This window comes from Janthinobacterium sp. GW821-FHT03C10, from assembly GCF_059420865.1.
The window spans coordinates 1-1013 of the sequence record NZ_JBWKUN010000021.1; the positions used below are offsets into that span (position 1 = coordinate 1).

The window sequence follows — 1013 nt, forward strand, 5'->3', positions numbered from 1 at the left end:
CTGGCGTCCCCAAGGGGATTCGAACCCCTGTACTCACCGTGAAAGGGTGATGTCCTAGGCCTCTAGACGATGGGGACCTGTGCTGGCTTTACTCTCAGCGGACTCTTCGTTGAAGGCTTTGCTTAGCCCCTCAAAAAAGCGTGCGCGAAGTATAGCATGGGGCGATTCACGAAATCAACTGCCGGGAGTTTTATTTTCCATCTTATTTGCGGGGCTCCTCCTATGTGGCGGAAGATCCTCGCAGGATATGGAAATACTGCGTATTGCAATTTTAGCTGGCGCAAAAAAAGCCGCATATGCGACCTGGCATGCACGTGGAGTTGATGCAGGCCGACGGCGCTGTCGGATTACGCTGCGCTAATCCGACCTACGCCACTTAGGCATATTTCCCGAGCGAAGAAATCGCTGATGCAAATAAAAAAGCCGCCCGAGGCGACTTTGATTATCACGTGATTTCTGCGCTGTTGGTGGAGGTCAGCGGGAGCCAACCCTGACCGCTTGCATGCCATGCAAGCGCGCTAACAGCAGCTTAGCCATATTCCCCCGAGGGGTATGGCGGGAAGTGCCGCGGAAATAAAAAAAGCCGCTCGAGGCGACTTTGATTTATTCACTGCCTGCTTCTGCGCTGTTGGTGGAGGTCAGCGGGAGTCAACCCTGACCGCCTGCATGCCATGCAAGCGCGCTAACAGCTTAGCCATATTCCCCCGAGGGGTATGGCGGGAAGTGTCGCGGAAATAAAAAAAGCCGCCCGAGGCGACTTTGATTTATTCACTGCCTGCTTCTGCGCTGTTGGCGGAGGTCAGCGGGAGCTAACCCTGACCTCTTGCATGCCATGCAAGCGCGCTAACAGCTTAGCCATATTCCCCCGAGGGGTATGGCGGGAAGTGCCGCGGAAATAAAAAAAGCCGCTCGAGGCGACTTTGATTATCACGTGATTTCTGCGCTGTTGGTGGAGGTAAGCGGGATCGAACCGCTGACCTCTTGCATGCCATGCAAGCGCTCTCCCAGCTGAG

Annotated in this window: 1 tRNA gene; it reads right to left on the reverse strand. The window is 55.1% G+C overall.

The features are described 5' to 3' along the window. Position 1 precedes the first annotated feature (1 nt). Positions 2-77, reverse strand: a tRNA-Glu gene (locus tag AC07VH_RS29200). Positions 78-1013: the final 936 nt, after the last annotated feature.